This window comes from Polaromonas sp. P1_E11 (assembly GCF_056405995.1).
This window is the reverse complement of sequence record NZ_JBFUBA010000007.1, coordinates 144434-170773: the sequence shown is the minus strand read 5'-3', so window position 1 is coordinate 170773 and position 26340 is coordinate 144434. Positions and strand designations below refer to the sequence as shown.

The 26340-nt window shown below is 63.1% G+C and carries 19 protein-coding genes; 6 read left to right on the top strand and 13 right to left on the bottom strand.

Annotated elements, in window-relative coordinates; translation table 11 throughout:
• Window positions 1-113: 113 nt before the first annotated feature.
• Window positions 114-4184, top strand: a complete 4071-nt coding sequence (locus AC1D11_RS20470; protein WP_477646944.1) for a PAS domain S-box protein — start codon at window positions 114-116, stop codon at window positions 4182-4184.
• 229 nt (window positions 4185-4413) lie between these two features.
• Here the strand turns inward: AC1D11_RS20470 and AC1D11_RS20465 are convergent, their stop codons facing one another.
• Together AC1D11_RS20465 and AC1D11_RS20460 are read right to left on the bottom strand one after the other, a co-directional pair.
• Entirely contained in the window at window positions 4414-4965 is a 552-nt protein-coding gene (locus tag AC1D11_RS20465; RefSeq protein ID WP_477646943.1) for a hypothetical protein, read from the bottom strand.
• A 260-nt stretch (window positions 4966-5225) separates the two neighbouring features.
• Window positions 5226-6077: a metallophosphoesterase gene (locus tag AC1D11_RS20460; protein WP_477646942.1), complete on the bottom strand. Its 852-nt coding sequence runs from the start codon at window positions 6075-6077 to the stop codon at window positions 5226-5228.
• Window positions 6078-6177: 100 nt separating this feature from the next.
• On the opposite strand from AC1D11_RS20460, the gene AC1D11_RS20455 reads away from it, so the two are divergent.
• Window positions 6178-6621, top strand: a complete 444-nt coding sequence (locus AC1D11_RS20455; RefSeq protein WP_477646941.1) for a DUF1801 domain-containing protein — start codon at window positions 6178-6180, stop codon at window positions 6619-6621.
• Window positions 6622-6654: 33 nt separating this feature from the next.
• On the opposite strand, the gene AC1D11_RS20450 is transcribed toward AC1D11_RS20455, so the two are convergent.
• A complete protein-coding gene (locus AC1D11_RS20450; protein WP_477646940.1) occupies window positions 6655-8196 on the bottom strand; it encodes a sensor histidine kinase in 1542 nt (513 codons plus the stop codon).
• A gap of 190 nt (window positions 8197-8386) precedes the next feature.
• Between AC1D11_RS20450 and AC1D11_RS20445 the strand changes: the two genes are divergently transcribed.
• A complete protein-coding gene (locus AC1D11_RS20445) occupies window positions 8387-8563 on the top strand; it encodes a hypothetical protein (protein WP_431099058.1) in 177 nt (58 codons plus the stop codon).
• Window positions 8564-8700: 137 nt separating this feature from the next.
• Here the strand turns inward: AC1D11_RS20445 and AC1D11_RS20440 are convergent, their stop codons facing one another.
• The 4 genes from AC1D11_RS20440 to AC1D11_RS20425 all read right to left on the bottom strand — a co-directional run bounded on the left by AC1D11_RS20440 (window position 8701) and on the right by AC1D11_RS20425 (window position 15538).
• On the bottom strand, window positions 8701-9702 hold the full coding sequence (locus tag AC1D11_RS20440; protein WP_477646939.1) for a Bug family tripartite tricarboxylate transporter substrate binding protein: 1002 nt from the start codon (window positions 9700-9702) through the stop codon (window positions 8701-8703).
• A gap of 405 nt (window positions 9703-10107) precedes the next feature.
• On the bottom strand, window positions 10108-10995 hold the full coding sequence (locus tag AC1D11_RS20435; RefSeq protein WP_477646938.1) for a hypothetical protein: 888 nt from the start codon (window positions 10993-10995) through the stop codon (window positions 10108-10110).
• 81 nt (window positions 10996-11076) lie between these two features.
• Window positions 11077-13848, bottom strand: coding sequence for an autotransporter family protein (locus tag AC1D11_RS20430; RefSeq protein WP_477646937.1), 2772 nt, complete (start codon window positions 13846-13848; stop codon window positions 11077-11079).
• 733 nt (window positions 13849-14581) lie between these two features.
• On the bottom strand, window positions 14582-15538 hold the full coding sequence (locus AC1D11_RS20425; protein ID WP_477646936.1) for a LysR family transcriptional regulator: 957 nt from the start codon (window positions 15536-15538) through the stop codon (window positions 14582-14584).
• Window positions 15539-15720: 182 nt separating this feature from the next.
• On the opposite strand from AC1D11_RS20425, the gene AC1D11_RS20420 reads away from it, so the two are divergent.
• On the top strand, window positions 15721-16377 hold the full coding sequence (locus AC1D11_RS20420; protein WP_477646935.1) for a hypothetical protein: 657 nt from the start codon (window positions 15721-15723) through the stop codon (window positions 16375-16377).
• A gap of 138 nt (window positions 16378-16515) precedes the next feature.
• On the opposite strand, the gene AC1D11_RS20415 is transcribed toward AC1D11_RS20420, so the two are convergent.
• Both AC1D11_RS20415 and AC1D11_RS20410 read right to left on the bottom strand, forming a co-directional pair.
• Entirely contained in the window at window positions 16516-18408 is a 1893-nt protein-coding gene (locus AC1D11_RS20415; protein WP_477651187.1) for a phosphoenolpyruvate carboxykinase (GTP), read from the bottom strand.
• Window positions 18409-18921: 513 nt separating this feature from the next.
• Window positions 18922-19089, bottom strand: coding sequence for a hypothetical protein (locus tag AC1D11_RS20410; protein ID WP_477646933.1), 168 nt, complete (start codon window positions 19087-19089; stop codon window positions 18922-18924).
• Window positions 19090-19226: 137 nt separating this feature from the next.
• Here AC1D11_RS20410 and AC1D11_RS20405 point away from each other — a divergent pair, with 137 nt between their 5' ends.
• Entirely contained in the window at window positions 19227-19715 is a 489-nt protein-coding gene (locus AC1D11_RS20405) for a glycine zipper family protein (RefSeq protein WP_477646932.1), read from the top strand.
• Window positions 19716-19724: 9 nt separating this feature from the next.
• Here the strand turns inward: AC1D11_RS20405 and AC1D11_RS20400 are convergent, their stop codons facing one another.
• A complete protein-coding gene (locus tag AC1D11_RS20400; protein WP_477646931.1) occupies window positions 19725-20927 on the bottom strand; it encodes a threonine ammonia-lyase in 1203 nt (400 codons plus the stop codon).
• 253 nt (window positions 20928-21180) lie between these two features.
• Between AC1D11_RS20400 and AC1D11_RS20395 the strand changes: the two genes are divergently transcribed.
• A complete protein-coding gene (locus AC1D11_RS20395) occupies window positions 21181-23544 on the top strand; it encodes an ATP-binding protein (RefSeq protein ID WP_477646930.1) in 2364 nt (787 codons plus the stop codon).
• A gap of 93 nt (window positions 23545-23637) precedes the next feature.
• Here AC1D11_RS20395 and AC1D11_RS20390 read toward each other — a convergent pair whose 3' ends face one another.
• From AC1D11_RS20390 to AC1D11_RS20380, 3 genes are read right to left on the bottom strand one after another with little or no spacing between them, the layout of a single operon-like run.
• Window positions 23638-24471 carry a class II glutamine amidotransferase gene (locus tag AC1D11_RS20390; RefSeq protein ID WP_477646929.1) on the bottom strand — a complete coding sequence of 278 codons (834 nt, stop codon included), beginning with the start codon at window positions 24469-24471 and terminating at the stop codon, window positions 23638-23640.
• Between the two features lie 4 nt (window positions 24472-24475).
• The gene (locus AC1D11_RS20385) at window positions 24476-25219 is read right to left on the bottom strand and encodes an amino acid ABC transporter ATP-binding protein (protein ID WP_477646928.1); all 744 of its coding nucleotides are present in this window, start codon (window positions 25217-25219) and stop codon (window positions 24476-24478) included.
• A gap of 17 nt (window positions 25220-25236) precedes the next feature.
• The gene (locus AC1D11_RS20380; protein WP_477646927.1) at window positions 25237-26340 is read right to left on the bottom strand and encodes an amino acid ABC transporter permease; all 1104 of its coding nucleotides are present in this window, start codon (window positions 26338-26340) and stop codon (window positions 25237-25239) included.

Below are 26340 nucleotides of genomic sequence, written 5' to 3'. Positions count from 1 at the left end.
GCTGACAAAGACGGGTAAGGGAGTAATCCCATTTACAAAAGGCACCGGCTTCCGCACACTGTGACTTGATGCGCCCTTGGCGCTGCATTGCAGTGAAAGGCACGAGGTAACGAATGCTGGGATGGCTGGGGCTGCGTACCCGTCTGGTTTTGCTGGTGCTGCTCACGCTGCTCCCGCTGTTCGGCTTGCTCGCGTATTACGCCGAACAAGGCCGCCGCACTGCGCTGGAACATGCACAGGTTGACCTGCAGGCCCAGGTCGCACTGCTCGCCACCCACCAGCAGCGCACGGTGGACATGGTGTATGAGCTTCTCAACGGCCTGGCCAGTGCGCCTCACATCAAAAACCGCGAGCCCGGACTGTGCGGGCAACAGCTGAAAAACATCCATCGGGAGCATCCCGAGTTCACCCATGTGGGCGTTGCTGCGCCGGACGGCCGGCTGGTCTGCAGCTCACTGGACCTTCCTGCCGGCAGTATCCAGGAAGATGACCGGCCATTTTTCCTGCAAATCATGGCCGGCCAGCGTTTCGCCATTGGTGCTTACGGCATTGGCCGCAGCAGTGGCCTGCCGGGCCTGATCTTCGCCATACCGGTTCACACTGATTCCGGCGCCATGGCGGGCGTGGCCTTTGCCTCACTGGGCCTGAAGGCCCTCGCTGAACCCTTGACCGCCGCGTCCATGATGCCGGGTGCAAGGCTGACGGTGCTCGACCGGGGTGGCGTGGTTCTGGCCGTTTCCCCGCAGGAACCCTCCTGGCTGGGCCGGCCGCACCCGGATTCCGCCGTACGCCAGGGAGTGCAGACGCGCCACCTGGGCGTGTTGCATGCGCCTGACGCGCAGGGAAGCCAGCGGGTCTACGCTTTTGCGCCGGTCCCCGTCGAAGGCCGCGATGGGCTATTTGTGGCAGTCAGTGTCCCGCAGGAAATCGTCGGCGCGGAAAGTCGCGACAACCTGTTTTCGGAGCTGGCGGCCTTGCTCGCCATGGCCTTGGCAAGCGCCGCCTGTGCGTGGTGGATGGGCAATCGCCTGATCGTCAATCCGGCCAAGGCGATCCTGAAAGAGGCCAATGAAGTTGCAGGGGGCAATCTTGCCGCGCGCGTCAGGCTGGGGCCCCTCTACCGGGGCGAGCTCGGTGATATCGGGCAGACCTTTAACCGCATGGCCAGCTCGCTTCAGGCGCGCCAGGAAGAGCTTGACGCCGCGCTCAGCCGCGTCGACAAGGAGCGCTCCCTGCTTGACCTGATTCTCAACAGCATGAGTGAAGGCGTGATCGCGGCGGACACCGAAGGCCGTTTCCTGGTGTTCAACGCGACGGCTCGCAAGCTCTTCAATGCGGCTGCGCCGGGCCCTGGCGTGCGGGTCGAGGAATGGCGGCGCAGCCATGATCTGCTCATGCTTGACGGTAAAACCCCCTTGCCGGAAGCTGAACGGCCGCTGACACGCGCTGCCCGCGGCGACAGCACTGACAATTGGGACCTGGTGATTCGCAGGCCCGGTACCGAAGACCGGGTGCTCCGCATGAGCACCAGGCCCTTGCGCGATGACGACGGTACGCTGGTGGGTGGCGTCGCGGTGTTCAACGACATCACCAAAGCCAAGGCCGCCGAAGATTTCGCAAAAGCGCAGGAACAGGTGCTGGCGCTGATTGCCGGGAGCGCGCCCCTGCAGCGCTCGCTCGAAGCCGTGGTGCAATTAATCGAGACGAGCTCCCCGGATAGCCTGTGCTCGATTCTGCTGCTGGATGGCCAGCACCTGCGCCTGGGTGCAGCGCCCAGCCTGCCGGACAGCTACAACCAGGCCATTGAAGGCCTGCCGGTGGGTGAAGGGGTGGGTGCCTGCGGTACGGCGGCGTTTCGCAACGAGATGGTCGTGGTGGAAGACACCCAGCTGGATCCGTTGATGAAAGACTATCGTGAACTCCTTGCCACGCACAACCTGCGCGCCTGTTGGTCGCATCCCGTGGTGTCCACCACTGGCGAACCGCTGGCAACATTTGCCATTTACCACCGCTATCCATGTGTACCCCAGGCGCACGATCTGGAGCTGATCGCCACCGCGGCGCGGCTTGCCGGCATTGCGCTGGTACGTGCCCGCGCCGAGGCGGCGCTGGTCAGCAGCGAAGCGCGCTTTCGTGAACTTGCAGAAAACATCAACGATGTTTTTTACAACGTGGATCCCCGCTCGGGCCAACTTCTCTATATCAGCCCCGGCTATGAGAAGGTGTGGGGGCGCAGCCGCGAGAGCCTGTATGCCAACCCCCTGTCGTATGCCGACGCGGCGCTGCCTGAGGATCAGCCTTTGCTGAGGCTCGCCAGGAAGCGCAACCGCACTGGCGAGTCCTCCGACATCGAATACCGCATCCTGTCTGCGGACGGCAAGCTCCGGTGGATACGCGACCACTCCTATCCGGTGCTCGATGCGTCGGGCCTGCTCGAACGTGTGGTGGGCACCGCGCGCGACATCACCGACCGCAAGCTGGCCGACCTGGAGCTGGCCAGCACCAACCGGGCCTTGCAGATGCTGAGCCAGTCCAGCATCGCCATCAACCGGATTGAAGACGAAGAGGCCCTGCTGGCTGAAGTCTGCCGTGTCGCCGTCGATGTGGGCAACTACCGTATGGCATGGGTCGGGTATGCGCAGAACGACGAAGCGCGCACCATACTGCCCATGGTGCACGCCGGTAACGAAGGTGGCTACCTGACGGTGATCCGCCTGACCTGGCGCGATGACCAGGTCACGGGCCAGGGACCTGCGGGCCAGGCCATTCGCACGGGGTTGCCCCAGCAAAGCGGCGACATCAGTCAGGCTGAAAATCACTTCTACTGGCATGCCGACGCGATGAAGCGAGGCTATCAGAGCGCGGTCTGCCTGCCCTTGCGCGAAGGGGCCCGCAGCTTCGGTGTGCTGTGCCTTTATTCGGCCGAAGCGCAGCATTTCACCCCTGAAGAAATCAAGCTCCTGCAGGAGCTCGCCGACAACCTGGCATTCGGCATTGTCAGCCTGCGTGAACGCCTGGAGCGCCAGCGCAGCCAGGAGGCTGCGCGCCAGGCTGCTGTCAAGCTGCGCGAACAGGCTTCGCTGCTGGACAGGGCCCAGGACGCCATCATGGTCCGCAACCTGGACCGGACCATACGTTTCTGGAACAAGGGTGCCGAACGCCTCTACGGATGGACAGCCGAAGAAGTGCTGGGCAAATCGATGGAAGAGTTCATGTACGAGGATCCTCAGTCGCTTGTGGACGCCATGGCCCGCACGCTGGCCAGTGAAGGGGATTGGACCGGGGAGCTGGAGCAGCACGCCAGGGATGGTTCGACGGTGGCCATCGAAGCACGCTGGACGGTGGTGCGCGACGAAGAAGGCAAGGTTAACGGGGTGCTCGGCATCAACACCGATATCCGCGAACGCCGGCGTGCGCGTGAAGAAATTTTGCGGCTCAACGCCAGCCTGGAAGAGCGCGTGCAGCAACGCACCGCGCAGCTCGAATTTGCCAACAAACAACTGGAGGCATTCTCCTATTCCGTGTCCCATGACCTGCGCAGCCCGCTGAGCGCCATCGACGGATTCAGCGACCTGTTGCAGCGTGCCATGAACAAGTCCGACAGTACACCGCTGTCGGAGCGCAGCCGGCATTACCTGGCGCGCATACGGGCCGGGGTGGGGCAGATGGGGGAATTGATCGATGCGATGTTGACGCTGGCACAGGTGTCGCGCTCAAGCCTGCGTTGGGAACCGGTCGACCTCAGCGCGCTGGTTCAGGGCGTCCTTGACGGCTACCGTGAACGCGAACCCGAAAGGCCGGTGGAGCTCCATGTTGAAGCGGGCCTGACGGGGCAAGGTGACCCGCGTCTGCTCATGCAGTTGCTGGACAACCTGCTGGGCAACGCCTGGAAATTCAGCGCCAACCAGGAGCGCACCGAAATCACCTTCGGCCATGAGATCGGGGAAGACGGAAAGACGGTCTATTTTGTCCAGGACAAGGGCGCCGGCTTTGACATGGCCTATGCGGAGAAGCTGTTTGGCGCGTTCCAGCGCCTGCATTCGCTGTCGGAATTTGCCGGCACCGGTATCGGGCTGGCCACGGTGCACCGCATCGTGGCACGGCATGGCGGGAAGGTCTGGGCCCAGTCATCCCTCGGGCAAGGCGCCACGTTCTATTTCACACTGGGTGACAGGACTTTGTAGCACCCCCGTCCAGGCTCACTGCGTGTAGCCTGTTCCCCCCTCTAGGGGGCGGCGCCTTGGGCCGGCGAAGCCGGACCCGCGGCCCCTGCTGGTGAATATCAGCCCTCATTGGTTACGCCCTGAATCTTTAACCCAGCATGAGCCGCGGAACCGGCTTTGCCGGGCCGCAGGCGGGCGGCCCCCTCGGGGGGCAGCGACCCACACGAAGTGGGGGAGCGTGGGGGCTAGTCTAGAAACTCTGCGGGCGCAGAGTTTCGCGCAGCGTCTGCGCTTTATCTGCATCGAACTGGCCTTCAACCCGTGCGAGCACTTCACCCTGGCGGTTGATCACCACGGCGTAGACCTGATCCGTGCCGTTGAGGCCGGCCGCGCGCACAAAACTGGCCCGGTCGGTGAACACCGGCACCAGCCTGGCGCGCTCGGTATCGGCCGTGTAGTGCTTGAGCAACCTGTTTTCGACGGCGCTGCGCCCCGTCGGCGTACCGGGGTCATTGACGATCGGCATGCGCATCCACGCAATGGACGAGTCGTTACGCAGGTTCAGCCCCTGGATCCAGCTCTCGACCTGGACATGCTGGCCGCGCTGGAAGGTGATCAGTGCAAGGGTGCGGTCAGAGGGCAAGCCATCCGGCACGTTAACCGGCTGGCGCAGCAGTGTTTGCGCCATGAAAGCCGGCATATGCCCCATGACGCTGGCCTCATTGGGTGATGCGAACGCAAACGCAAACGCGAGGCCCACGGCAAGCAGCCAGGCGCCAAGATAGGACACGTTGCTCTTCATGGTGCTCTCCCCAATACGGGTGCGGTGCAGGAAGTCCTGCATCAACCCTTCATGCAAGATACATGCAAGCCGAACAGCGCGCAAACCAACAATTGGAACAAAGTGTTATCACTGTGATCGCCCTTGGTTCCGCGTTGCTGGTCAGGGTTAGGTAGCGCGGTGCCCAGGAAGTTCAAAAAAATGCGCCGCCATTGTGCGCGTCGCGTCGCTACGACGACTTTAGTCAGCACTGGAACGCGGGCCACACGTCCCTAGGAGTGCTATTGGCCGACGCTGATCAGCAAGTCGGGCAGAAACCCATCCTGCTCCTGTTTGCGCGCATACCCCAGCGGGTTGGCCACCACGCGGCAGCCGCGGCTGACATAGTCGAGGGCGCAGTGCAGGTGCCCGTGCAGCCACAGGTCGGCCAGCGGCAGCAGGTCATCGAGCGTATTGCAAAAACCCGCCGTACCCGGCACCAGGCCGTAGCGCGGGTCGGCGCTTAGCAGGCTGGGGGCGAAATGCGTCACGGCCACGGTAGGCCCTTCAAATGGTACGGCCAGTGCGTGCCGCAACCAGGCCTGGCTTTTGAGGCCCTCTTCGCGCACGTCGGCCGCCAGCAGTGGCTGGCCATCGCGAAAGGAATGGTTTTTCCCAAGGTAAAAGTTGGCTGCGCGGAATGCTTTTTCGCGCGCTTTCAATTGCTCGCCCGGCGTGATGTCTGCTGCCTGGGCCTGGCCCGCGCTCAGGGCGTCAAAGTCGGTCCATAGCGTGCTGCCCACAAAACGCACACCCTGCAGCACCACGGTTTCACGCTCCAGCCAGACCATGCCCAGGCGCTCGCAGGTTTCGCGCAGCCGCGCATGGGCTTCATCAAAGTCCAGGCCGTCGTATTCGTGGTTGCCGGGCACAAACAGCACCGGCGTGGGCCAGCCTGCGCCGCCGCGCGCCACCGGCAACGGTGAAAACCGCGCCAGGCCGAAATCGCTGATATTCAATTCGTCCAGCAAAGAGCCCTTCTGGTAAGAGCCGATGTCGCCCGCCAGCACCAGCAAGTCGGCACCGGGCACGGGCTGCGCTGTGAAGTGGGGATTGGATTCAAGGTGCAGGTCAGAAAGGAGCTGGATGTTCACCCGCCCATTGTGCGGGAAGATATTTGCGGGAAGATGTTTCGGCCTCTTCCTTGCTGAAGTTTTAGCTTGCGCGGCCTCGCACCGATGCGCTAGATTGCGCATGGCATCAGCAGATGAACAGGAGCCGCTTGTGAAGCAGATCGAGAACGCAACCGTCGCGCAGGCCTTCGCTGCCTACCCACCACTGCTGCGGCGCAAGCTGATGGCCCTGCGCCAGCTGATCCTGGACACGGCATCGGCCACACCCGGCGTCGGCGAGCTGGAGGAAACCCTCAAGTGGGGCGAGCCGGCCTACCTCACGTCGGCCAGCAAAAGCGGCAGCACCATCCGGCTGGGGCCCGTCAAATCCAGTCCGTCGCAGTACGCCCTGTACTTCAACTGCAACACCACGCTGGTGGACACCTTTCGCACCCTGTTTCCGGGCGAGCTGTGCTACGAGGGCAACCGGGCCATCGTGCTCGATGCGGCTGATCCACTGCCGCGGGATGCCTTGTCGTTCTGCATTCAGGCGGCGCTGACCTACCACCGGAAAAAAGGCCCTTAAAACGGCAAAACCGCCGGCGCCGGGCGGGGGGTGTCAGGCTAACGGCGCCAGCAGGCGCACGGTGAAGGTCGTGCCTTGCCCGGGCCGGCTGGCAACTTCAATCTGCCCCTGGTGCAGGTCCACGCATTCCTTCACGATGTGCAGGCCGATGCCGGTTCCGGAAATATTGCCGACATTGGTGCCGCGGTGAAAGCTGCCGAACAGGCGCGGCAGGTCGGCTTCGGGGATGCCGATGCCGTTGTCGCTGATGCGCAGGTGAATCTGGTCGCCCACGCCGCGAACGGCAAACTGCACCGGCGTGTCCGGGTCCGAATATTTCAGTGCATTGCCCAGCAGGTTGAGCACGATGTGCCGCAGCAGCTGCTGGTCCGCCGTGCGCGGCGCGTCCAGGCCGTCACAGGTCAGCGACACGCGCGCGGCCTGCGGGTTGCCGCGCTCAAGCTCACCCATCACCTGCACCAGCCAGTCGGGCACTGCCAGCGGTGCGGCTTCGAACTGGAACTTGCCCAGCTCCAGGCGGCTGGTCAGCAGCACCTGCTCGACCATGCTGTTCATGCGGGCCACCGCCGTCTTGATCTGCCCGAGCAGCTCCCGGCGTTCGCTGGCCGGAAAGCTGGCGCCGTAGGCATCCAGCAGCTCCACAGACGACAGGATGGCGGCCAGCGGCGTGCGGAACTCGTGCGATGTCACGGCGACGAACCGTGACTTCAGCTCCGACAGCTCGCGCTCGTGCGCCAGCGCCTTGCGCATGTCTTCCTCCGCCTGGCGTTTGCGCGTGACATCGGTCAGGAAGTTAAGCGTGGCGGGCGCGCCCTGCCATTCGAACATCACCGCGCTGATCTCAAGCCAGCGCACGGCGCTGCGGCTGTGCTGCACGCGAAACTGGTAGTAGTTCTCCACCGGCTCGCCGCGCAGGCGCTTCATGTGGTTGCTCAGCACCTTCTCGCGGTCGTCGGGGTGGATGAATTCGATAAAGGGCCGGGACTTGGCGGTTTCCTCGTCCAGAGAGGTCAGCTCCAGTGCCTTGGGGTTGGCATACAGGATGCGCCCCGCCGCCGTGACAAGAATGCCCTCGCTGACGTTTTCCACCACCGCGCGGTACTTGGCTTCGGAGTCGGTGCGCCGGCCGATCTCCACACGCAGCTGCTTGGAGGTGTCGAGCTGCCAGGTGATGTTGTTGGCCAGGTGGATGACGCGCAGCAACTGCCCCGAAGGGCTGTGCATGGGCAGCGCGCGCTGGCTCAGCCGGGCGTTGCCGCCCTGGGGCCGTATGACCCTGTACTCTTCGCTGCGCTTCAGGGGGCTGGTTTGCAGGCTCAGCACCCGCTCGCGGTCTATCGGGTCCACATGCTCCAGCCATTGCCACGGCCGGTCTGCCAAGGTGTCGGCCGACAGGCCCCAGAATGCCTCGAACGCCGGGTTGGTATAGGTAATGCGGCCGGTTTGCGGGTCCCAGGACCAGAGCATGGCGTCAATATTCGAGGCGATCTGCCGCAGTAGCGCCAGCGCTTCGCCCGGCGCTGAAGCCTGGCTCTCAGCCTGGGTTATAGAAGAAGGACTCGGGGGATGGGCCACAGCCCAAGCATAGCCGCCGGCTCCGTGAAGTTTTCCCCGGAAATCACGTAGAAATCACCCGCATGTGCCGCCGCGGGGCGCCGTATGCATTTTTTGCATGAGTTTGGGCCCCAGTTAGGCTTGAAATCCTAGGGAAAACCCTTATTCTTCATTCACCGCAACTTTTTCACCCCATGAAGGTGACCCTGACATGTACAGCCTGATTTCCCAGATCGCCCGTTTCCTGCCCGCCGCAACCCGCGTGGCCCCTGTGAACGGTGTGGCCCACAACCTGATGGAACGTGCCGAAGCACGCGCCGGCCGCAATCCGCTGCAGGCCCAGGAACTGCGCAGCGCCGCCTACGCTTACCTCAGCGTGGTTCGCTGAGCCCCCACGCTTTCCCACTTCGAGCCTGCGGCGCGCTGCCCCTTTCCTCACGTATGGGGCCGCCCGCCCTGCGGCCCGGCAAAGCCAGACAGCGGCTTTAGCTGGTAAAGACGCGGCCTCGCGCGGGGCGGATGCGGTCAGAGCTTGACGCCTGCCCCTTTGACGGCGGGCGACAGCACGGCCACCTGCTCCCTGACGAAGCCGGTGAACGCCGCCGGACTCATGGGCTGGGTGGTGATGCCCAGCTCCAGCATCTTCTTTTTGATTTCCGCCGTTGCCAGTATTTCGTTGCAGGCGCTGCTCAGCCGTGCCACAACGTCGGCCGGCATGTGCGCCGGGCCGCTCAGCCCAAAGAAGTTGTCCAGCACCAGCTTGCGGTAGCCAAACTCCACCACGCTGGGCACATCCGGCACCAGCGGTGAGCGGCTGGCCGACGTCACGGCCAGCGGCACCAGCTGCCCGCTCTTGAAGTAGGGAACAAACGCCGTCAGTACGTCGATGCCCACGGGGATCACGCCCGCAATCAGGTCTGTCGTCATGGGCGCACCGCCGCGGTACGGGATGTGCACCAGGTTCACGCCCATGGACTTTTTCATCAGCTCGCCGTAGATGTGGCCGATCGAGGCCGGGCCGCCTGAGCCGAAGTCGAGCCGGCCGGCTTTGCGTGCCTGCGCTTCCACATCGGTGATCGTCTTGATGGGCGCGTGCGGGTTGGCCATCACCACGCAGGGGGCGTTGCCGATCAGCGCGATGTGGGTGAAGCCTTCCACCGGGTCATAGGGCTGCTTTTCCAGCGCGAACGGGCCGATGGAAACCGGTGTCGAGTTGCTCAGCATCAGCGTGTAGCCGTCAGCCGGCGCCTGCGCCACCACCAGGCCTCCCACGCTGCCGCCCGCGCCCGGCCGTTTGTCGACCACCACCGCCTGCCCCAGCTTTTTGCCCAGCTGCTCGGCCATCACCCGCGCGACGATGTCGCTGGCGCCGCCGGCCGGAAAGGTCACCACGATCTTGATCGGCTTGTCCGGCCAGGCAGCCAGGGCCGGCAGCGCCATGGACGCGGCGCCGCTGGCCAGGATCTTCAGCGCGGTGCGGCGCGCAAGTGGGTGTGAGGGCGTGGGGGGGTGTGGGCGGTCTGGCATGCGCGGCTCCTGCGTACAGTTTGTGTGCAAAACTGTGTGCAAAAACCATGCCCCGCGGCCGCGAACCGCTTGAATGGGATTTGCCCGCGCGCCTATGGCGTCAGTGTGATGCTACTGAATTAGTAGCTGCTAGCACCCGTCTTCATTGGCTTGCAGCCCTATTGAGTGGTTTAAAAACGGTGATTCAGGGGCTTTTGACCCTCAGCTTGCCCTTTTGGGAGCCGTAAAAGCCCTGTCAAGGTCTCAAATCTCGAGAAAATCGCTGATTTCAAGTACAAAAAATGGCTGAAGCCCAATGCAGGCGGGCGCAAGCTGCTATCCATTTGATAGCGGCCAAAATGACGATCTGCCGCCAGCTTCAGCCGCCTTGATAGGGTGCGTGCGTGATCCTGCTGCCGGCCGCGATTACCGCCAAAGCTCCCCGTTAAAGGAAACGCTTTTGACCATGTGTTCCTCCAGGTAGGCTTCCTTGTAGGCGGAACGCACGGTTTTCCAGGTTTCGCTGGTGGCCGGGAGTTCCGTGCGTGCCGAGATGACGGCGCGAAACGGAATGTGGCCGACGCCGGTGAAGGTGGCTTCCGAACGCAGCACCATATTGCAGTTCATGGTCTCTCCCGGCCCGATCAACCCGCCAGGGCAGATGTCAGCCTGCACATCGCTGGCTTTCAGTGCCAGCTTTGTGTTGGGCAGAGGGTTGAGAGTCAGGGCGATGCGCGGCGGGGTCACGCGGACGGCGCGGCGGCCTGCGTTGGTCAGGCTAAAACCGAAGGAGACGGTGCGGTCCAGCCAGGTGACCTTTTGCTGGAACTTGACCTGCAGGTTTGGCGTCAGCGAGTCCACCAGTTCATCGACCACCTTGACGCGCTCCAGCCGCTTGCGTTCCGCAGCCTGGGCGTCAGGCACCGGTTTCTGCACCGGCTCCGGAACGGGTTCCGCTGCGGCCTTGGGCAGCTGGATCTCGGCCTTCATCTGCTCCATGTTGGCGCGCAATGCCTCGGTCTGGGCCTTGGCTTCGGCGAGTTTTTGTTCAAGCTGCTGCTGGTTCTTCTGGTTCGCGGCCATCAGCTGCTGCATCAGCAACTGGGCTTCCTTTTGCGCCTTGGCCGCAGGCCTGTCTACCAGGGTGTAACGCGCCGCGCTACCGGCCACCACAATCGCCAGGCCGATGATCAGCAAAAAAACGATGGTGTCGTATCGCTGGGCGCCGGCGTCCTTGCCGGGTTTCGGTTTGGGTTGGCGCGGCGGCAGAGGCGGCAGGGATGGCGGGATGGGGGGCATGCTTTTGTAAGCCATGAGATAAGACGCGGGTGTGGCTGGATTAAATGTGTTGTGAATCAGGTCGGTCAGGGGCCAACATGCTTTGAGATGCCCGGCTCACCATTTACCGCGCACCCCCATCAGCAGGGCCAGGTTGCGCTGGCGTGCGTTTTGTTCGGTCTGAAGGTCGGCGAAGAGGTTGAAGTTGTCGTGGATGCGGCCCGAAACGCCCAAGCCCAGGATCACCGTGTTGGCATTAAGGGCCACACCCGCAATCTGGAACTGGTAGGGCGTGCCGGCGCCCTGCAGCTGCGCCGTCATCGGGGTGTTGTATTTGCCAAACTCATGCGCCCACACCACCCGCGGTTCGATTCGCAGCCGGCCTACGTCAAAGCCGGCTTTCAGCCCCAGCAGCGATTTGGTCGAGTACACGGTTTGCGCGGCGACCTGCAGGTTGAGCGCACCGGCGCCCTGCTCGGCAAAACCGTTGGTCTGGTTGCGGCTGAAGGCCAGCGCGGCCATCGGCTGCAGCGTCCAGCCGGTCATGTCCAGGTCGTACGTCAGCTCGCCGTAGGCCGTGGCGGTGCTGCTGTCGAAGTTCGAGGAGGCCACGCGGCTGATCGGCCCGACCACGATGCCACGGTCCATGTGGTTGCCGTGAAACGCCAGGCTGGTCACGCCGTTCAGGCGCCATGCGCCATCAGCATAGCCGGCGTACATCGCCAGCGCTGCGCTGCGGGCCCTGCCCTGGTCACCGGAATCAAAGCTGACCCTTGATGTGCCGATGGTCACGGCGCCGCCCAGCATCAAGCCCGGCGACACTTCGGCGTCGTAACCCGCACTCAGGCCGGTGCTGTTCAGGCGGCTGGCCATGGCATTGCCGTCGCTGTCGGTGGTTTGGTGGCTGCCGTAACCGCGCAGCCAGAAACCGCAACCGTCTTCGAAGGCCGGGAAAAGTGCCCTCAGGGCTTCGCGGCCCGCAACGTCGTCGCTCCCGCAGATTGAGCCCAGGCTGCTTCGGCCCACGCGCGCCTGCAGCTGTTCGCTGAATGCGGCGGCAAAGCTGGGGCCGGCACGGCGCAAGGCCACCAGGTTGGCACCGCCTATGGCGTCGAAGGCCGCGAGGGCCTGCGGCACTGACAGGCTGTTGAGGGCGCTGAGCACCGTGCTCATGTCGCCACTGGCGCTGCCGGACGCATTTTGCAGCGCATTGGAGGCCGACTGCTGGTTGGGCGTCATGCCGGGCAGGTTGTTGTAGCCGGTGCTGTTGCGGGCCAGGGTCAGGTACACATTGTTGGGGTCGTAGGTGAGCGACGGCGTCAGAAACGCCAGGTTGGTCGTGAGCCCGCTAAAGACGCCGGTGCGCCCGCCTGTTGCATTGAGGATGGTGTACTGCGTGGTCGGCGAGTAGGTGCCGGCGCTGGCCAGCACGTTGACCGTGCCGCCGTTGATGGTCAGCGTGCCGGTGGCGTTGGTGCGGTCGTTGCTGCCGGCTGCATCGACCTCCACGCTGTAATTGGAGCCAGCATTAAAAGTCAGGTTGCCGACGACGGTGAGTGTGCCGATGGAATTGCCGGGCGCCAGCGTGCCGCCCGACTGGATGGTGGTGTTGCGCACGGAACCGGTGCCGCCCAGCGTGCCGCCGTTCAGCACCTGCACGGCAGAGTTGGTCAGGCTGCCGTTGACCGACAGCGTGCCGCCGCTGACGGCGGTGGTTCCGCTGTAGGTGTGGGTGCCGGAAAGGGTGACATTGCCGGTGCCGCTTTTGACCACATTGCCGGTGCCGCTGATGACACCGGCAAATGTGCCGTTGCCCGCCTGCGAGAACTCCAGGTTGGCGTTGGTGGTGATCAAGCCCCGCAGGTTGGCGGTAGTGCCGCGCAAGGTGCCGCCATTGATGGTGGTGCCGCCTGTGTAGGTGTTGGCGCCAGAAAGAATCACCGTGCCAGTGCCTTCCTTGACCAGCGTGCCGCCTCCATTGATGGAGCCTGCAAAGGTGCCGTTGGTGGCCTGGTCGAAGGTCAGCACGCCGTCGTTGCTGATGGCTCCCTGCAGGCTGGTGGTGGTGCCGGCCAGGCGGGCATTGGTTCTGATGAAAGTGCCGCCGGTGTAGCTGTTGGCGCCCGTCAGTACGGTGGAGGAGCCGCCGATAGCGAATACCTCGACCCACCCGCTGCCGCTGATTGCGGGGGAGAAGATGTAGGGGGTGGCGTCGTCTTGGTTGAACTTGATGCTGGAGCTGGCATTGCCGAAAACCACGGCGCCAGCATCCAGGGTACCGCTGGGCCCGATGTTGCCGATGACCAGCGTCCCGGTGCCCACATTGCCCAGATGCAGGGTGCGGGTGCCGCCTACCGTCACGGTGGCGCCGGTGCGGATGCCCAGGAGCCCGTCTCCATTGTTGCCAACAATGAACTGGTCGCCCGCAGCCAGGCTGGGGGGAGACACGTTCAAGCTGGCGCCGGCGCCGCCGATGAGGATCTGCCCTCCGGTCGCCGTGTCGCCCACGCTCAGCCGCGTGGCCGTGACGCTTCCATTAATCAACAGGGATCCTGCGTTACCCGGCGCTGGCGTGGTGCCCAGCAGGAGCGTGTCGGCGGCCAGGGTGCCGCCAGCGTGGACGACCACCTGGCCGTCTCCCTCCACTTGCAGCGTGCCCACCTGGCCAGCCCCGGTAACGTCCACCTGCTGGTTCGTCGGAACCCTTGCCACGCTGGCGGCGGTCGGCGTGCCGCCACTCCAGTTGGCCGCGTCGTTCCAGTCCTGGGTGCCTGCGGCCGAGAAATCGTTGGTGGCCTGGGCATGGCCGGCATGCGGTGCCATGGCCAGGCCGGCGAATGCCAGCGCCAGGCCAAGTGGCTTGAGGGGAAAGTGCAGGCGGGAATTCATGCGGGCCGGTTTTGGGGTGAGGGTTCAAGCCGTGCCGGTCAACGGAACCCAAAGACGATTGCCCCGCCAGAGGACATCGCGATTTCGGCTGCAGGCGCAGTTAATAAGTTAGCTAACATTTTTTAACGTATGCCTCGCAGTAACTACGCCCTCCGGGAAGAGCTCTGTACGGGTGTGATGTCCATGTTTTGACTTTGCTTCACGTTACATTTTTTTGCAAGTAGGTCGTTTGAAGACTTATGACACCCTGAGTGCCAAATAACAGAACTAAAGAATTAATTTAATCCTGCGGCGTTCACAGGAGGGGGCCGGACGCTGGCTTGCAGCCAGAAAAAAGCGGCGCACACGCCGAAAATCGCGCCGCAGGGCACCGGATCCGGGTCATTCAGTGTGCTGTTGTGGTGTCGGCGTTGCGTACTGGCCACACTACAGCCGGGAACTGCCGCGGTTTGATCCGGTCGCCACGGCTGCTATCAAATAGCTAGCTCCTCGCGCCCGTGCTTATTGGCCAAAATGCGAGTTTGAAGGGTAAAAATGCGTGCTGGAGAAGCCTGCTGCACTAGCGCTGGCGCCCGATGGCGATTTCCGCACCCAAAACGGCCTGTTTTGGGCATTAAAAATAACGCTAACTCAATGCTGACCAGCGCGAGCAGCTATGATTTTTATAGCGCTGTTTGGCCACCTCCCTCCTCGGGATAGCCAGGCCGGCCAGTCCTTTGGGTGGGTCAGGGACTCAGGCCAGGAAAGCCTTGTCAGCCGCACGCACCAGCACCTGGCGCAACCACGCATGCGCGCTGCGTTGCTGCGAACGCCGGTGCCACAGGGTGTCTACGTGCACCGGTGACACGTCAAACGGCAGGGGGCGCAGCACCAGCTGGTCGGCGATCCCGGTCACCCCGACGAAATGCCGCGGCAGCACGGTGAGCAGGTTGGAGTTGGCCACCACCCGCCCCGCCGTGAAGAACTGGTTGACGGTCAGCACCACATGCCGCTCCCGGCCCAGGGAGGCGAGGGCTTCATCGACGAAACCATAGGGGCGGCCCGAGAAGCTCACCAGCATGTGGCGCGCCGCGCAGAACTTGCTCAGTGTGAAGGGGCCGGTGGCCAGCGGGTGGTCTTTTCGCATGACGCAGACGTATTCGCCGTCATACAGCCGCTGGTGCAAAAAGGGCAAGGGTTCGCCGCTTTGCGCCCCGGCCGTCAGGTCGGCCAGCACCGAGGGAAAGTAGCCGACCGCCAGGTCGCACAGCTCCTCGTCCAGCAGGCGCCGCGGGTCGCGGGTGGTGAGCGGAATCACGCGGATTGAGACACCGGGCGCTTCCTGGTCCAGTGTTTCCACCAGGCCGGGAATCAATTCGGCTGCGGTGGCGTCGGCCATCGCCAGCACAAAGATGGTGGTGGCTTCGCCGGGCACGAATTCGTTGGGCACCAGCGACTCCTGCAGCTGCTGCAGGGCTTCGCGCACAGCCGGCCAGATCGCCACGGCGCGCGGGGTGGGCGCCATGCCCTGGCCGCTGCGCTGCACGAGCTCGTCGCCCAGGGTCTCACGCAGCCGGCGCAGGGCATTGCTGACGGCCGGCTGCGTCAGCGACAGGTTGCGCGCCGCCCGGGTCAGGCTGCGCTCGGCCATCACTTCGTCAAACACGCGAAGCAGGTTGAGGTCCAGGGTCCGGAAATTGAGGGGGGTCAAGGGCTTGGGGCGGGTGTTGAGGGGTGAGAAGAAGGCGAAAAGAGGGCGGAATGCCTCAGGTTATCACCAGTATGAATGAATCACATCATAAAGATAAAGTTGAATAACATCAGTGATAACCCTAACATCCCCTTACCCGCTGCAATTTTGGTTCAGCGGAGTTAACCCAAAGGGAGTTCACCATGACCAGCTTCGTCAATATCAAATATTCCACACAGCACCCCGGCGTTGTCCGCGCTGAGTCGGCCTTTGGTGCCGTACGCCAGCTGAGCGGTGCTTTCTCCGGCACCCGCGGGTTGGCCACGCTGCTGTTGTCGGCTGTTGCGGCCGCCGTGATGGTGGTGGCTTATCAGGTGATGGACAGCGTCGCCGAAGGCCACTTGCTGGTCTTGTGGATCGGCCTCTGGGCTGTCGCTTTTGCCGTACTGGCGATTTTCGCCGGCGCTGCGCGCAATGCAGCCGTCAGCCTCAAGGTTGGCCTGGACGCCTGGTCACGCAGCCTGGCTGAAGCCCGCGCCGACCAGCGCCTGTGGCAAGCCGCCAAGAACGATCCCCGCGTGATGGCCGACCTGCAAGTTGCAATGGCTCGCCAGCAAGTCGCCGTTGAAGAGGCTGTTGCTGCTCCCGCAGCCGTGGTGTCCGCTCCGGCCGGCCTGACACAGCGCGCCCTCCGCCTGGGCGGTGCAGAACTGAAGGCTTTCCTGCGCAGCCAGGCCGACACGAAAGTCGTCGCTGCCGAAGCCGTGGCTGATGAGGTATCTGCTCCAGCCGGTCTGTCACAGCGCGCCCGCCGCCTCGGTGGTGCGGAACTGCGGGCTTACCACCGCAGCTACATCTAAGCGCCGGGCGCCGCTCTTCGCAGCGGCCCACAAAAAAAGCCACCGGATCGGTGGCTTTTTTTTGCCTTGGCGCAGTCAATGCACCAGGAATGAGGCATACCGCAGGTTGTGCGACACGCCCCGCGCGTGGCGTGCCGGTCAGGCGGCCAGGCGGCGCTCAATCGCGGCTTTGGTCTCCTCCAGCTCTTTCGGCAGGTGATGTTCGAGTTGCTTGAACAGTTCGGCGTGCAGTTCCAGCTCTTTTTGCCAGGCGGCCTTGTCGATGCTGGTCACGGTCTTGAACTGCTCAGCGGTGAAGTTCAGGCCGGTCCAGTTCATGTCTTCGTAGCGGGGGCTGAAGCCGGTGATGTGCTCGACGCCCTGGCCCTTGCCTTCGATGCGGTCGATCATCCACTTCAGCACGCGCATGTTTTCGCCATAGCCGGGCCAGACAAACTTGCCGTCTTCGCCCTTGCGGAACCAGTTGGCCGTGAAGATCTTGGGCAGCTTGGCGCCGGAGGCTTCCAGCTTCTGGCCCACATTGAGCCAGTGCTGGAAGTAGTCGGCCATGTTGTAGCCGGCAAACGCGATCATCGCGAACGGGTCGCGACGCACCACGCCAACCTGGCCGGTGATGGCGGCTGTGGTTTCCGAGCCCATGGTGGCTGCCATGTACACGCCTTCCACCCAGTTGCGGCCTTCGGTGATCAGCGGCACGGTGTTGGAACGGCGGCCGCCGAAGATAAAGGCGTCAATCGGCACGCCGGCAGGGTCGTTCCAGGCCGGGTCCAGCGCCGGGTTGTTGGTGGCGGCCACGGTAAAGCGTGAATTGGGGTGGGCGGCCTTGGCGCCGGTTTCCTTGGCGATTTGTGGCGTCCAGTCCTTGCCTTGCCAGTCGATCAGGTGCGCCGGCAGTGCCTTGCCGGGGGCGTCCTGCTCCATGCCTTCCCACCAGACGTCGCCGTCGTCGGTCAGGCCGACGTTGGTGAAGATCACGTCGCGGTCCAGGCTGCGCAGGCAGTTGGGGTTGGTCAGCATGTTGGTGCCGGGCGCCACGCCAAAGTAGCCGGCTTCCGGGTTGATCGCGTAAAGGCGCCCGTCTTTGCCGGGTTTGATCCAGGCGATGTCATCGCCGATGGTGGTGACTTTCCAGCCTTCAAAGCCCGCCGGCGGCACCAGCATCGAAAAATTGGTCTTGCCGCAGGCCGAAGGGAACGCGGCCGCAACGTGGTATTTCTTGCCTTCAGGCGAGGTCACGCCCAGGATCAGCATGTGCTCGGCCAGCCAGCCCGGGTTGCCGGAGCCGTCTTGCGAAGCGGCGCGGCCCATGTTGGAAGCAATGCGCAGCGCAAAGCATTTTTTGCCCAGCAGGGCATTGCCGCCGTAGCCGGAGCCATAAGACCAGATCTCGCGCGTCTCGGGGTAATGCACGATGTATTTGGTCTTGTTGCAAGGCCACTTCACGTCTTTCTGGCCTTCGGCCAGCGGTGCGCCCACGGTGTGCACGCAGGGGACGAATTCGCCGTCGACGCCCAGTACGTCAAACACGGCTTTGCCCATGCGCGTCATGATTTTCATGTTGACGGCCACATAGGGGCTGTCGGACAGTTCAATGCCGATATGCGCAATCGGCGAGCCGAGCGGGCCCATGCTGAAAGGCACCACATACATGGTGCGGCCCTTCATGCAGCCGTCAAACAGGGGCTCCAGGGTGGTGCGCATTTCAGCGGGCGCCATCCAGTTGTTGGTCGGGCCGGCGTCTTCCTTTTTGGCCGAGCAGATGAAGGTGCGGTCTTCTACACGGGCCACGTCGGTCGGGTCGGAGCAGGCCAGGAAGCTGTTCGGCCGCTTGGCTTCGCTCAGCTTTTTGAAGGTGCCGGCGTCGACCAGCTGCTGGCACAGGCGCTGGTATTCGGCGTCGCTGCCGTCACACCAGTAAATGTTGTCGGGCTTGCACAAGGCCACCATGTCGGCAACCCAGGCAATCAGTCTGGCATTCTTGACGTAGGGGGGCGTGTTGAGGTTAAGCCCTTGCATCGCGGGGTGGTTCATCGAAAAAACTCCAAAGTTAAAAAGCGTTATTTCGGGAAACGTCGCGCGGCAACCTGGGCGGTTGCGCTGCTCAGACGTTTGCCGGAATAAGGCTTGGAAGCTTCCCTTTGCACAACAAACAGGTCCCGGTCGGCGGGCGGTGCGCAAGCTTCAAAAGTGCTGCGGCGCAATGATAAAAAAGCGGCGGCGTGAGGCTGCTTTTTCATCTTCCACGGGTCGGCCAGTCAATTCATTTTAAGAAGATCGGCGCGAGTTACCTGTAAGTTACAGGCAAAAGTTATGCATAACCTGCATGAGGTTATGCATAGACTGTGCCGAGGTTCCGGCAGTCATGACATCGGGGTGAAGAATGCCCGGACGGGGCATTTCGGTCCGCAGTTTCAGGGCGGTTCTTTGGTGAACAGCCTGAGGGGGCTGGGAGGTGGGGTGGGAAGAGAGGTGGAGAAGAGGGCGCGGAGCCCGGAAACAAAAAAGTCCGCAAGATGCGGACTTTTGGGGTGAAAGCGGGGGCTTTCAGGCCATGTAGATGGCGATAAACGCCAGCAGGAACATCAGCACGCCGCCCACCACGGGCAGAACAATGGGGATCAATGGAACGATGGCTTCAACGGCATCCTGCTCCTGGGCGGGCGTGGCGCTGTCGTGGGCTGCATTGGTGGTGTGGCTGGCTGGACTGGACATGGGGTGATTCCTGAAATGCTTGAGAGTCTTGGCAGATTTTACCTGCATGAAGATGGTTACATGAAGATGCAGGTGACAAAGATGCCCGGCGCCTGGCTTGCGGTACCCTTTGCCATGCTTATTTGTGGAAGGAATGCATGAAATCCCCAGCCCATTTCGCGCCTCAGCAGCGGTTCCGTTTTTTCCCGGCCGGTGCCGCCTTGTCCGCCCTGGCCCTGTTGTCGGCGTGTGCTTCCAGCGGTCCCAACAGCGCCTCGGCAAAGCCAGTGCTGTATCCCAACGCCACCCTTAACCGGGTAGGTGACGCGCAAGGTCAGGCTGAGGCCAGCGCCTGCATGTCACGGGCCTCGGCCGCCGGGCTCAGCCCGTCGCAAAGCACCAACGAAGTCGGCCGGCGTGCCGGTGAAGGCGCAGCCGTCGGGGGTGTGGCTTCGGCGGTGGGCGCGCTGATCACCGGGCGCGGCGGGGAAGGCGTGCTGCGCTCCGGCGCCGCAGGTGCGGCCGTGGGCGGCTCTGCGGGTGCGGTGTCGGGCGCGTTTCACAACGACAAACCCAACAGCACCTACCGCAGCTTTGTGCAGCGCTGCCTGAGTGAAAAGGGTTTTGAGGTGATTGGCTGGAACTAGGGGCTTAGCTTAGTGCTGCTCTGAAGCCTCAAAGCCGGCCATATTCAGTGCCGCCAGCACCTGCTGGATATGGTCGCGCCCGCGTGTCTGGATCACCAGCTCGATCTCCACGTTCTGGGCCGACAGCATGGTGAAGGCACGCTGGTGATGCACCTCATCGATATTGGCCCCGGCGTCGGCCACGGTGGCGGTGATCTTGGCCAATGAGCCCGGAATGTCGCGCACGCTGACCTTGATGCGGGCCAGGCGCCCGGCGCGCACCATGCCGCGCTCGATGATGGCTGCCAGCAGCAGCGGGTCGATGTTGCCGCCGCACAGCACCAGGCCGATTTTTTTACCCGCAAAACGCTCCGGGTACTTCAGCAGCGCCGCCAGCCCGGCCGCGCCGGCACCTTCGACCAGGGTTTTCTCAATCTCGAGCAGCATGACCATGGCCTGCTCGATATCTCCTTCTTCTACCAGCACCAGGTCGTCGACCAGTTTCGCGATGATGGCCTGTGGAATGACGCCCGGTGTTCCCACCGCAATGCCTTCGGCAATGGTGCTGGTGCCCTGTGGGTGCTGGGTACCCTTGATGGCATTGACCATGCCGGGAAAGCGCGAGGTCTGCACGCCGATGACTTCAATGCCGGGTTTGAGGGCTTTGGCCGCTGTGGCCATGCCGGCAATCAGGCCGCCGCCCCCTACGGCGATCACCAGCGTTTCCAGGTCGGGAACCGCGTGCAGCATCTCCAGCCCCACCGTGCCCTGGCCTGCGACGATGGCTTCGTCGTCGTAAGGGTGCACGAAGACCAGGCCCTCCCGCCCGGCCAGCGTCAGCGCGTGGGTGCGTGATTCGTCCAGCGTATCGCCGTGCAGCACCACTTCGGCGCCAAAACCCCGGGTACGTTCGATTTTGACGCCCGGCGTGAAGCGCGGCATCACGATCACCGCCCGTATGCCCAGCCGTTGTGCGTGGTACGCGACGCCCTGGGCATGGTTACCCGCACTCATCGCGATCACGCCGCGGCGCCGCTCGTCGGCTGAGAGCTGGGCCAACTTGTTACAGGCGCCGCGCTCCTTGAAGGACGCGGTGTACTGCAGGTTCTCGAACTTCAGGTAGATCTGCGCGCCCGTCAACTGGGAAAGCGTCTTGGACTCCACGCAGGGCGTATCGAGCAGGTGGCCCTGCAGGCGCTGGGCGGCTTGTTCTATATCTTTGAGACTGAGCATGGGAATTCCTCTGCGGGGCTATGGTGGGATTGTGCGGGATCATCTTTGCGCATCTTCGCAGGAGTTTCTGTGGTGCATTTCACACGTGGGGGTACAAGTAGCGTCTTCCATGATGCTTCAAGCTGCGTTATGGTGGAGTCTCATTGAACCAGGTCGCATCTGCGGTGCTCATAGCCAGTGAGGCGCCGGTCTTGAAGCAGGGTATCTCACAGGCATGTCTACCAACCGAGTATTTGCAAAGGGAGGTTTGTCCATGAGCAAGCGTTCCGTTAGCGAGCAGCAGTGGCTGCTGTCCCCCGGGCTGAAAGAGGCGCCGGTACTGGACCTGATGTGCTCGCATTTCGTGCTGACGCTGGCGGCAAGGCAAGGCGCCAAGTTCAATGTACGCCGCGACCTCAACAGCCTGCTCTCGCTCTCGGGCCGGCATCTTGTGTGGCCCCTGCCGGCGGTGCAGCGGTTGCGCGAGTTTCTCGGCCGCCGCTGCAAGGACAACGAGTTCTGGCGCGGCCATGAAAGCCTGACTGACGCCGAGTTCATGGCGCGCCACGGCGCCTGGCGCGGCCCCTACGAAGAAGGCACGTTGTTCTTCTACCTCGATGAGCATGCGAAGGACCAGCCCAAGGACTTGCTCTCGGTGTTGGCCGCCACCGGCGAATGGCTGACCCAGGCGCTCAAGAAACAATCCACGCTGGTCGAGAAAAACATCGATGCGCTGGCGAACCTGCTGCAGCTCAACCGGGCCGAGCGTGCGCTGCTGCTCTACGGAACCCTGGCACGCTACCAGCGCGACCTGCGCTCCCTGCTGGTGGAGTTCAAGGTCAACAATGCGCCAGAGGCCTATGCCGCCATTGCCGATGTGGCCGGCGTGAAGGCGCCGGAGGTTGCTGAAGCGCTGCGCGCCGGCTCGCGCCTGGAGCGCATCGGCATGGTCGAGAACCTGATTTCCGAGCACAACATTACCGACCTCGCCGACCTGATGAAAGTGAGTGAAAAACTGCCGCCCGTCCTGATGCGCGAGTACCGAGACCAGAACGAGCTGATGGCGGTGTTCACCCGGCCGGCTGCCCACAGCAGCCTGGGCCTTGCAGACTTTGCCTTCGTGCAGGAGGACGCTCAGGTGCTGGTGTCGCTGCTGCGCAATGCGGTTGCCGGCAAAGAGCATGGCGTGAATGTGCTGCTGTACGGCCCCCCGGGCACCGGCAAGACCGAGCTGGCCAAGGTCGTGGCGCAAGCCGCCGGCCTGGACCTGTTCGAAGTTGAATATGCCGACCGCGACGGCAACTCGCTCAGCGGCCGGGACCGCTACCGTTCGCTGCAAATCGCCCAGGTCTTCCTCAAGGGCAGCACGCACTCCGCCTTGTTGTTTGATGAGGTCGAAGATGTGTTTCCGCCGATTTCCAGCGAAGCCGCGCAACTGATGGCACGCTCCGAACAATTGCCTGTACCTGCCAGCGGGTCAGTGAGTGGCAAGGCCTGGGTCAACCAGATTCTTGAATCCAACACCGTGCCCACCCTGTGGGTCACTAACCGCATCGAGCAGATCGACCCTGCTTTTCGCCGGCGCTTTGCCTACCACCTGGAACTCAGGTCGCCGCCGCCGGGTGCTCGTGAAGGCCTGGTACGCAAGACACTGGAAGGTGTTCAGGTGAGCGATGCCTTTGTGGCCAAGCTGACGGCCCGCAAGGGCCTGACGCCCGCGCAGATACGCACGGCTGTCCGGTTTGCGCGGCTGGCCAGCGCGCCTGAGGACGCGGTGGACGCGCAGGTGGACGCAGAAGGCATGCAGGCCATCCTGTCCGGCGGGCGGCCGCTGTTGATGGAGTCGCTGATTGAGCGCCAGCTCAAGAACGCCGATGTGGCGCTGGGCAACAGGGCGGAAACTTCCGGCCGGCGCAACGCGACGACCTACGACCTTTCCATGCTCAATGTCGAATCCCGGTTCGAGGTACCGCGCATCGTCGAGGCACTGAAAAGCCGAAGCCATGGCAGCCTGTGCTTTTACGGCCCGCCGGGCACGGGGAAAACTGCGCTGGCTGAGCACATTGCCAAAGCACTGGATTTGCCGCTCATCATCAAGCAGGCCAGCGACCTGATGAGCAAGTATGTAGGTGAAACCGAGCAGAACATGGCGGCGATGTTCCGCGAAGCCGAAGCGGAAAAAGCCGTACTGCTGCTGGATGAAGCGGACAGCTTCCTGCAGGACAGGCGCGGCGCCCAGCGCACCTACGAAGTGACCGAGGTCAACGAAATGCTGCAGGGCATGGAGCGCCATGCGGGTATCTTCATCTGCACCACCAACCTGCTCGAAAGCCTGGACCAGGCAGCGCTGCGGCGTTTCACCTTCAAGATCAAATTCATGCCGCTGACTCATGCGCAGCGTGAGCAGATGTTTGTCACCGAAGCACTTGGAGGCGATGCCGACCGGCTTGCGGCCCCGCTGCAGGAGAGGCTTGGCAAACTGGTGCAGCTGTGCCCGGGTGATTTCGCGGCCGTGAAGCGGCAGGTGGATATTCTCGCGGCAGAGTTTTCCAGCGAGGAATTTTTGGCCCAGCTGGAGGCGGAGCACCGCATCAAGCCCGAGGTACGGGAAGGGCGGGCCATGGGGTTCATGCAATAGGAACAGGCGCTGTTACAGACGCTCCGTCAGGGCCGGATTGCTATCAAAAAAATAGCTGCTTGCGCCCGTCACTATTGGTCTGAGGCCTGATTTTTATACGCAAGCCAGGTTGGCTTCGTTTTTACGCCGCACGTCTTCGCTGACCTTCAGCTGTGCCTGCCGCACGATGCGGCCGCCTTCAATCCACAGCAATTGCCCGGGCTGCAGCTGTTGCCAGTCTTCATTGAGCGTCAGCGGCTGGGTGGCGACGACACACAGCCGGTCTTCCTGGACATTGGTTTGGGCAAAGTCGATGCTCAGGTCGGCGTCGACGAGCTTGGCGTGTGAAAACGGCCATTCCCGCACCAGGTAATACAGCCGTGTGGAGCAGTGCGCGAACAGGGCCTGCCCATTGGAGAGCAGGTAGTTGAATACGCCATACTCGCCCGTGCCTTCGCTCATGCTGCACAGGGTGTCAAACACGGTGTCGAGCGAGCAGGGTTCGCGCGGGCTGATGGCCTTGAGTTTTTCCATCAGGGCGCAAAAGGCGCGTTCGCTGTCGGTGGTGCCGACGGACTGGTAGTTGCCGCCCAGCGCCGGAAAGTAATTGATCAGGTCGCCGTTGTGGGCAAACAGCCAGTGACGGCCCCAGAGCTCGCGGGTGAACGGATGACAGTTCTCCAGGCGCTGTGGGTCGCCTTGCGTGGCCTTGCGGATATGGGACACGACATTGCAGGACTTGATGGCGTAGCTTTTGAGCAGCTCGGCCACGGGTGAGGTGGCGGCCGGCTGGCTGTCCATAAAAATGCGGCAGGCCTTGTCTTCAAAAAAGCCGATGCCGAAGCCGTCGCCATGGTGGTCCGTCAGACCGCCGCGTGCGGCAAAACCCGTGAATGAAAAGCGAAGGTCCGCGGGTTTGGCGGCATTCATTCCGAGGAGTTGGCACATTCCTCTAGTGTCCCAGAATCTTGGAGAGGAAATCTTTCGCCCGGTCGGTCTGCGGGTGGTTGAAGAAGTCCGTCGGCGTGTTCTGTTCAACAATCTGGCCCTGGTCCATGAAGATCACGCGGTCGGCGGCCGCCTTGGCAAAGCCCATTTCATGCGTCACGCAAAGCATGGTCATTCCCTGGTCGGCCAGCGAGATCATCACGTCCAGCACTTCCTTGATCATTTCAGGATCCAGTGCGGATGTCGGCTCGTCAAACAGCATGATTTTCGGCGTGAGGCACAACGCGCGCGCAATGGCTACCCGCTGCTGCTGGCCGCCTGACAGCTGCAGGGGATACTTTTGCGCCTGCTCAGCGATGCGCACCCGCTCGAGCTGATGCATGGCCCGCTCGGTCGCCTCCTTTTTGGACAGGCCCGCCACCCAGGTTGGCGACAGCGTCAGGTTTTCAAGCACGGTCAGGTGCGGAAACAGGTTGAACTGCTGGAACACCATTCCGACCTGCCGGCGCACGGCATCAATTGCCTTGATGTCGTCGCCGAGGACGGAGCCGGCCACAGTGAGCTTGCCTTCCTGGTAGTCCTCCAGCGCATTGATGCAGCGGATCATCGTGGATTTGCCCGAACCGGACGGCCCGCAAATCACCAGGCGCTCGCCCTGCTGCACATCCAGCTGCAGGTCGCGCAGCACATGGAAATTGTTGCCGTACCATTTGTTGACTTTGTCAAAGCGGATGATGGGATCACTCATGTTGGTCCTTGTTTTTGTCAGCGGGCCTTGCCCACAGCCAGCCGCCGCTCTATCCAGAGGCTGTAGCGGGACATGGCGAAGCAGCAGGTGAAGTAAATCGCGGCGATAAAGAGGTAAGCCTCAATCTTGAACGGCCGCCAGTTCGGATCGGACCCGACCGCCAGCGACAGGGCCCCGGTGAGTTCATACAGGGACACGATGGTCACGAGGGAGGTGTCCTTGAACAGCGAAATGAAGTTGTTCATGATGCTGGGTACCACCGTACCCAGGGCCTGCGGCAACACGATCTTGATCTGCGTCTGCCAATAGCCCAGGCCCAGGCTGGCGGCCGCCTCGGTCTGGCCCTTGGAGAGGGACTGCAAACCGCCCCGGACGATTTCCGCCATATAGGCCGCAGCGAACAGCGTGATGCCGACTATCACCCGGATCAGCACGTCAGGCGATTTGCCGATGGGCATGAACAGCGGAAACATGAAGCTGGCCATGAACAGCACGGAGATCAGCGGCACGCCGCGAATCAGCTCGACGTAAATGACGCACAGGGTCTTGATGGCGGGCATGTTGGAGCGCCGCCCCAGCGCCACCGCCACCGCAATCGGGAAGGCGATCGTCATGGAGATGACCGTCAGCATCACGGTCAGCGGCAGGCCGCCCCACTGGTCGGTGGACACTTTGGATAGCCCGAACATGCCGCCACTCATGAGCGTGAAGAACGCCGTCAGGACCGCGATCCAGATCAGTCCCAGCCAGGGTTTCCAGAACCAGCGGCTGCAGCTGGCAACCACCAGGCCCAGCAGCAAAAAGGTTGCCAGCTCCGGCCGCCAGTGCTCTGTCAGGGGGTAGCGGCCCAGCAGGATGATGCGGGCTTTTTCGTTGATCACGCCCCAGCATGCGCCTATGCCGCGTGCGGCCTGGCAGGCATCCGCGTCGGCGGCGGTCACGGCATTGAACACCGCCCACCGAAGGGCCGACGAGGCGGCCCACAGCAACAGGGCGATGACCCCGACCGACACCAGCGCATTGCCGACGCTGGAAAACAGGTTGTTGCGCAGCCAGGGGCCCGGGCCCTCCATCTTGATGGGGGCGGGGCGCGGCGCGACGGGAACAAAGGTCTGGTTCAT

Coding starts and splice junctions, on each gene's coding strand:
- AC1D11_RS20470 (WP_477646944.1), top strand. CDS start 114: ATGCTGGGATGGCTGGGGCTGCGTACCCGTCTGGTTTTGCTGGTGCTG.
- AC1D11_RS20465 (WP_477646943.1), bottom strand. CDS start 4,965: ATGAAGAGCAACGTGTCCTATCTTGGCGCCTGGCTGCTTGCCGTGGGC.
- AC1D11_RS20455 (WP_477646941.1), top strand. CDS start 6,178: ATGGCATCAGCAGATGAACAGGAGCCGCTTGTGAAGCAGATCGAGAAC.
- AC1D11_RS20445 (WP_431099058.1), top strand. CDS start 8,387: ATGTACAGCCTGATTTCCCAGATCGCCCGTTTCCTGCCCGCCGCAACC.
- AC1D11_RS20440 (WP_477646939.1), bottom strand. CDS start 9,702: ATGCCAGACCGCCCACACCCCCCCACGCCCTCACACCCACTTGCGCGC.
- AC1D11_RS20435 (WP_477646938.1), bottom strand. CDS start 10,995: ATGGCTTACAAAAGCATGCCCCCCATCCCGCCATCCCTGCCGCCTCTG.
- AC1D11_RS20430 (WP_477646937.1), bottom strand. CDS start 13,848: ATGAATTCCCGCCTGCACTTTCCCCTCAAGCCACTTGGCCTGGCGCTG.
- AC1D11_RS20420 (WP_477646935.1), top strand. CDS start 15,721: ATGACCAGCTTCGTCAATATCAAATATTCCACACAGCACCCCGGCGTT.
- AC1D11_RS20415 (WP_477651187.1), bottom strand. CDS start 18,408: ATGAACCACCCCGCGATGCAAGGGCTTAACCTCAACACGCCCCCCTAC.
- AC1D11_RS20410 (WP_477646933.1), bottom strand. CDS start 19,089: ATGTCCAGTCCAGCCAGCCACACCACCAATGCAGCCCACGACAGCGCC.
- AC1D11_RS20405 (WP_477646932.1), top strand. CDS start 19,227: ATGAAATCCCCAGCCCATTTCGCGCCTCAGCAGCGGTTCCGTTTTTTC.
- AC1D11_RS20400 (WP_477646931.1), bottom strand. CDS start 20,927: ATGCTCAGTCTCAAAGATATAGAACAAGCCGCCCAGCGCCTGCAGGGC.
- AC1D11_RS20395 (WP_477646930.1), top strand. CDS start 21,181: ATGAGCAAGCGTTCCGTTAGCGAGCAGCAGTGGCTGCTGTCCCCCGGG.
- AC1D11_RS20390 (WP_477646929.1), bottom strand. CDS start 24,471: ATGTGCCAACTCCTCGGAATGAATGCCGCCAAACCCGCGGACCTTCGC.
- AC1D11_RS20385 (WP_477646928.1), bottom strand. CDS start 25,219: ATGAGTGATCCCATCATCCGCTTTGACAAAGTCAACAAATGGTACGGC.
- AC1D11_RS20380 (WP_477646927.1), bottom strand. CDS start 26,340: ATGAACCAGACCTTTGTTCCCGTCGCGCCGCGCCCCGCCCCCATCAAG.